This is a genomic window from Pseudomonas sp. Sample_24 (assembly GCF_004307605.1).
In the GTDB taxonomy this organism is placed as follows: domain Bacteria; phylum Pseudomonadota; class Gammaproteobacteria; order Pseudomonadales; family Pseudomonadaceae; genus Aquipseudomonas.
On the sequence record NZ_RCNW01000265.1, the window covers coordinates 1 to 5,553 of the forward strand.

The 5,553-nt window shown below is 54.9% G+C and carries 7 protein-coding genes; 4 read left to right on the top strand and 3 right to left on the bottom strand.

Annotation, left to right across the window (positions count from 1 at the left end; genetic code table 11):
- The coding region (locus D8V06_RS14690; RefSeq protein WP_130931201.1) for a YajQ family cyclic di-GMP-binding protein at positions 1–401 on the top strand (401 nt) is incomplete at its 5' end.
- Between the two features lie 135 nt (positions 402–536).
- A complete protein-coding gene (locus tag D8V06_RS14695; RefSeq protein ID WP_130905895.1) occupies positions 537–1,379 on the top strand; it encodes a mechanosensitive ion channel family protein in 843 nt (280 codons plus the stop codon).
- Positions 1,380–1,588: 209 nt separating this feature from the next.
- Here the strand turns inward: D8V06_RS14695 and D8V06_RS14700 are convergent, their stop codons facing one another.
- Positions 1,589–2,917, bottom strand: a complete 1,329-nt coding sequence (locus D8V06_RS14700; protein ID WP_130905894.1) for an OprD family porin — start codon at positions 2,915–2,917, stop codon at positions 1,589–1,591.
- A 910-nt stretch (positions 2,918–3,827) separates the two neighbouring features.
- On the opposite strand from D8V06_RS14700, the gene D8V06_RS14705 reads away from it, so the two are divergent.
- Entirely contained in the window at positions 3,828–4,253 is a 426-nt protein-coding gene (locus tag D8V06_RS14705; protein WP_056852668.1) for an HIT domain-containing protein, read from the top strand.
- A gap of 3 nt (positions 4,254–4,256) precedes the next feature.
- A complete protein-coding gene (locus D8V06_RS14710; RefSeq protein WP_056852667.1) occupies positions 4,257–4,463 on the top strand; it encodes a SlyX family protein in 207 nt (68 codons plus the stop codon).
- Between the two features lie 60 nt (positions 4,464–4,523).
- Here the strand turns inward: D8V06_RS14710 and D8V06_RS31025 are convergent, their stop codons facing one another.
- Complete coding sequence (locus D8V06_RS31025; RefSeq protein WP_130931202.1) at positions 4,524–5,108, bottom strand: cold-shock protein; 585 nt, start codon at positions 5,106–5,108, stop codon at positions 4,524–4,526.
- Complete coding sequence (locus D8V06_RS30400; protein WP_177434430.1) at positions 5,102–5,524, bottom strand: cold shock domain-containing protein membrane protein; 423 nt, start codon at positions 5,522–5,524, stop codon at positions 5,102–5,104. The genes D8V06_RS31025 and D8V06_RS30400 overlap by 7 nt, the downstream gene beginning before the upstream one ends.
- Positions 5,525–5,553: the final 29 nt, after the last annotated feature.

The window sequence follows — 5,553 nt, forward strand, 5'->3', positions numbered from 1 at the left end:
GTTATGACCTGAAAGGCAAGGGCAGCTTCGAGTTCAAGGAAAAGGACCTGACCGTCAATCTGACCGCTGAAGCCGATTTCCAGCTCGAAGCGATGATTGAGATCCTCAAGCTGGCGCTGGTCAAGCGCAAAATCGACGTGCAGTGCCTTGAGGTCAAGGATGCATTTGCTTCGGGCAAGTTGATGAAGCAGGAAGCCGTCCTCAAGGAAGGCATCGACAAAGAGCTGGCGAAGAAAATCGTCGCTCACGTCAAAGACGCCAAGTTGAAAGTGCAGGCCGCCATTCAGGGCGAGCAAGTGCGCATCACCGGCAAGAAGCGTGACGATCTGCAGGAAGCCATCGCCGTACTGCGCGCCAAGGAATTCGGCATGCCGCTGCAGTTCAACAACTTCCGCGACTGATCCGCACGCGGGAACCTCTCGGCGTTTTCGGCGTCCGAGGCCCAAGCAACGGCAGAAACGATTGATCCACACCGGGTCGGTCTTTCTGCCGCTATTTTTTCGCGTGCCGGATAGCCGCAAATCAGGAGAACGTAGATGGACTTGAATGCTGAAGTGGATAACCTGGTCAAGGCATCCCAAGCCTGGATTCCGATGATCATGGAATACGGCAGTCGCGTGCTGTTGGCGGTAATCACACTGGCCATCGGTTGGTGGCTGATCAACAAGGTGACGCAGAAGCTCGGAAGCCTGATTGCATTGCGCAATGCCGATCTGGCGCTGCAAGGCTTCATCAGCAGCCTGGCCAACATCATTCTGAAAATTCTGCTGATCGTCAGCGTGGCGTCGATGATCGGTGTGGAAACCACCTCGTTCGTGGCTGCCATCGGTGCGGCGGGCCTGGCCATCGGTCTGGCCTTGCAGGGTAGCCTGGCGAACTTCGCGGGTGGCGTGTTGATTCTGTTGTTCCGTCCATTCCGTATTGGCGACTGGATCGAAGCACAAGGTGTGGCCGGTACGGTTGATAGCATCCAGATTTTCCACACGGTGCTGCGCACGGGTGATAACAAAACCATCATCGTGCCAAACGGTAACCTGTCGAACGGCATCATCACCAATACCAACCGCCAGCCAACCCGCAAAGTGGTGTTTGATGTGGGGGTTGATTACGAGGCGGACCTGCAGAAAGCCCGTGAAGTGTTACTGGATCTGGCAAAAGACCCGCGCGTATTGACTGATCCGAAGCCTGAGGCCGTTATTTCGACACTGGGTGACAGTGCGATCACTGTTTCCCTGCGTGTATGGGTTAAAACTGCGGATTACTGGGATGTGATGTTCATGTTCAACGAACAATCCCGTGATCGTTTGAAAAAGGCCGGTATCGACATTCCGTTTCCACAGCGGGTTGTTCGTGTGGTTCAGGAAGCAGCAGTACAGTAAGCCTGGTTTCATTAGTTGTTACATGAGCCCGAGGGATTAATAGTCTCTCGGGCTTTTTTGTGACTTTTGATCGGTTCATTGAAAAAAGTACTAATGTTATTCGCGGAAGTTGTTTGCTGGCGTGATCAGTGTATGGCAGGCATAAAAAAACGCCCACCTGAAAAGGTGAGCGTTTTTTGATCTACAGTACTTCCGGTTTTACACCCTGATTACAGGATGCTCAGCGGGTACTCGATGATCAGACGGGTGTCGTAGACGTCAGGCGAGTAACCGCTGTACGCGCCGTTCGAACGGTAGTTGGCGAAACGTGCACGGAAGGACAGGTCTTTAGCTGGACCTTCCTGAACGACGTACTTGGACTCGATGTTCCACTCGTTTTCCTTACCTTCACCCAGACCGTTGGTCTTGATGTTGTCACCCATCACGTAACGGGTCATGAAGCTCAGACCTGGGACGCCATAGGAAGCCATGTTCAGATCATAGCGAGCTTGGTAGGATTTCTCCTCGCGGCCCACGAAGTCAGAGATCTGGATGGAGTTGGATACGAAGATGGTGCTGTTACCGTCAACGCCGTAGTAGTAAGCGTTGTCGCCGCTGGACTGCTGATAGGCCAGGGTGAATTTGTGAGCGCCGAGGCTATAGGCAGCAGCCAGGGACCACAGGTTGTTGTCCACACCCAAGGTGCCGTCGCCGATGGCGTCGACCAGGTCACCGCGCTTGTCACCTTTGGTCTTGTAACCGTTAAGGTCGAAGTTCAGGGACTGATCGTCAGTGATTGGCAAGGTGTAGTTCAGGTTGACGTAGTACTTCTTGAAGTACTCATCGGCATCCGATGCAGCCACGGCACCGGTGAAGTTGTCGGTGAAGGCGTAGCTGGCACCGAAGATGTTGATGCCGTCGCTCAGGCCTTTGCCGTGGTTTCCGTCTTCGTCAGTCAGGCCGCCGATGCTGTCACGGGCCATACCGGTTTGTTTGCTCAGAGCGGTGAAGCGACCGGCGCTCAGTTCCAGACCTTTGATTTCCTTGGAAGTCAGCAAGGTACCGGTGGCAACTTCTGGCAGCAGACGGCTGTCGTCGGTAGCGAACACTGGGCTGGCTACGAATTGCTGGCCGTACTTCAGAACTGTGTCGGAGAGACGCAGTTTGACTGCACCGCCAACCTTGCCCTGGGATTTTTCCGGGTTGCCATCGCTGTCGTTGGCGAACAGGCCGTTGCCACGCTTGCCCGAACCACCGTCCAGTTTGACCGAGCCCATTGCCATGGCGTCCAGACCGAAACCAACAGTGCCTTGAGTGAAGCCCGACTCGTAAGTGAGCAACTGGCTCAGACCGGAGTCCTGACGATAGCCGGCGGTGCCGCTGGATGGGTTGCTGACACCGTTTTTATAGTCGCGGTTCATGTATTCGAAACGGGTTTTCAGTTTCAGGCTCTGGTCACCGAAGAAACCCTTGGATTCTTCCTGGGAAGACGCCACTGCGAACTGCGAGGTACCAGCTGCAACAGCCAGTGCGATCATGCTCCACTTCATCACGCGCATCGTGATTTGCTCCTTTGGTTTTTAGAAGAGTACTGCCGCTCCACCTGTTTTATTATCTGGGCGGCTCTTTCTTTTTGTGTCGGCGCAAACTTATATCACGCCGACAATGTTGGCGATACTTGCGCATCTAACCTTTCAGCTTCTTTACGACCCTGTCGCTAACAGCTTGCTAGATGTCGCAAATTTACAGCCCCGATGCAACCGGAGACACAACTTTAACGCTGTTTTGTTGGGGTTGAGCATCGGTAAAAAGAGTCCCTGGTGAAACGTTTGAATCTCCATCGGGCTACCCTGCCGCTGTTTTATTTAGTCTCAAGGTTCCCGCTTCCAGCTGAGCCTTATAGACGATGTGGGTGTGAATGCAACAAGCGTGCACAAATCAGAATTCCATGGATATTTTTTTCTGCATTGCTGGCCGATGCCGTAAAACCTCATGAATCCGGGGGTCTCATCCTGCTGTAGGTGAGGCTTGACGCCATCCATCGCATGGTGTTGACCATACTGTTACCGCCGCGTGACAACCAAAAATGTTACCGGTTCACCCCGCCGTTGAGTAATTGGCGGATATGCGAAGTAGTCAGCGTAGACACACTGTGCGGTTTTGGTGCAAAAATTTTTATTTGCTGTACTGAATCCATACAGCATCGCGGCCTGTCACCCAGCAGCTGATGAGGCTTTTCGGTCATTTCAGCGCATTTTGCGGGGCTGCCGGTTCGGTACTGGTGCGTTTCGCCAGCAAGTGTTTCATCTCGGAGCGTAGGAGCGTCCATATCAGGACCTCGAGAGTTTGCATCAGGGTTCGTCGTGAAGCCTGCGACGTTCGCAGGTATGCTGCCGTCCAGTCGCTTGGTGCAACATCTCTCGGGATGGGCGCTAAGCTGAAATTGATGACCTGACGGGAGTGCGCGCTGTGTTCGCTTTAGATCCAATACTTCAACAGGACACGCTACCGATCGGTGATTTCCCGCTTTGCCGGCTGCTGCTGTCCAACGATTCGAACTATCCCTGGTTCATCCTGGTGCCTCGCCGTGACGATATCAGTGAGATATTTCAGTTGGATGTCGCCGATCAGCAGCAGTTGTGGCAGGAAACGACCGCGCTGGCCGAGTTGCTCAAGGATTCATTCGACGCCGATAAACTCAACGTCGCGGCGTTGGGCAATGTCGTCAGTCAGTTGCATATGCATGTGATCGTGCGCAAGCGGGATGACGCCGCCTGGCCCGCGCCGATCTGGGGTAAACACCCGGCCAGGCCTTACAATGCAGAGCAGGTCGAGGCCATTCGTGAGCGACTGCGTCTGGTGCTGACCGACGATTTCACCTTCGTGGAGGGTTGAATCATGAGCCTGGAAAATCGCGTTACCGATCTGGAGAGTCAATTGGCGTTTCAGGATGACACCATCCAGTCGTTGAACGACGTGCTGGCAGCGCAGCAGCGCGCAGTCGAGCGCCTGCAGTTGCAGATGGCCGCATTGCTCAAGCGCCAGGAAGAAATGGCCGGTCAGTTCGAGTCTTTCGAGGAAGAGGCGCCGCCGCCGCATTACTGAATGGCAGGCAATAAAAAACCGCGAGCAGCCAGGCTGTTCGCGGTTTTTTTACGCCTTGTATCAGCGGCGAGGCAGAGCGGCGATCACATCTTCGGCTTGCAGGCCCTTGTCACGATTCATGACAGAGAACTCCACGCGCTGGCCTTCGACCAGGACGCGATGGCCTTCACCGCGAATGGCCCGGAAGTGCACGAAAATATCGTCACCGGAGTCGCGGGAGATAAAGCCGAAGCCTTTGGAGGTGTTGAACCACTTGACGGTTCCGGTATCGCGGTTGCTCATGTCGTAGCTTGGCGAAGCGGCAGCCGGTGACGATTTGTAGAAGCTGATGGCCAGGTGCAGAAAAACCGCAACCAGAGCGGCGACCAGGCTGAACAGAACGGCAGGTTGACCGGCGATGACAGGCATCGGCGCGATCAGCGTCAGGGTTTGCAGAACGACAGCCAGTACCAGCAGGGCGCTGACCAGGTTTTGCAGTTGATGACGCGGGCCTTTGTTCCAGTAGGGGATGACAGGTGCGAGGGTGAGGTTAAGCAGGCCGAAAAAGGCCAGGTACAGAGCATCGGGTTGTTGCAGGTAAGGTACGGCTTCGGATCGCAGGCTAGGGATGAAGGACAGCAGCAAGGCCGCTGCACCTATTAGCAGGTGGACTTGACGGTTCCGGTATCGCGGTTGCTCATGTCGTAGCTTGGCGAAGCGGCAGCCGGTGACGATTTGTAGAAGCTGATGGCCAGGTGCAGAAAAACCGCAACCAGAGCGGCGACCAGGCTGAACAGAACGGCAGGTTGACCGGCGATGACAGGCATCGGCGCGATCAGCGTCAGGGTTTGCAGAACGACAGCCAGTACCAGCAGGGCGCTGACCAGGTTTTGCAGTTGATGACGCGGGCCTTTGTTCCAGTAGGGGATGACAGGTGCGAGGGTGAGGTTAAGCAGGCCGAAAAAGGCCAGGTACAGAGCATCGGGTTGTTGCAGGTAAGGTACGGCTTCGGATCGCAGGCTAGGGATGAAGGACAGCAGCAAGGCCGCTGCACCTATTAGCAGGTGGACGATTTTCAACATTTTGATTGACTCACGTTAAGACGGCTCAC

Bases quoted from the DNA above. Each gene is read 5' to 3' on its own strand.
- D8V06_RS14695 (WP_130905895.1), top strand. From the start codon at position 537: ATGGACTTGAATGCTGAAGTGGATAACCTGGTCAAGGCATCCCAAGCC.
- D8V06_RS14700 (WP_130905894.1), bottom strand. From the start codon at position 2,917: ATGCGCGTGATGAAGTGGAGCATGATCGCACTGGCTGTTGCAGCTGGT.
- D8V06_RS30400 (WP_177434430.1), bottom strand. From the start codon at position 5,524: ATGTTGAAAATCGTCCACCTGCTAATAGGTGCAGCGGCCTTGCTGCTG.
- D8V06_RS14710 (WP_056852667.1), top strand. From the start codon at position 4,257: ATGAGCCTGGAAAATCGCGTTACCGATCTGGAGAGTCAATTGGCGTTT.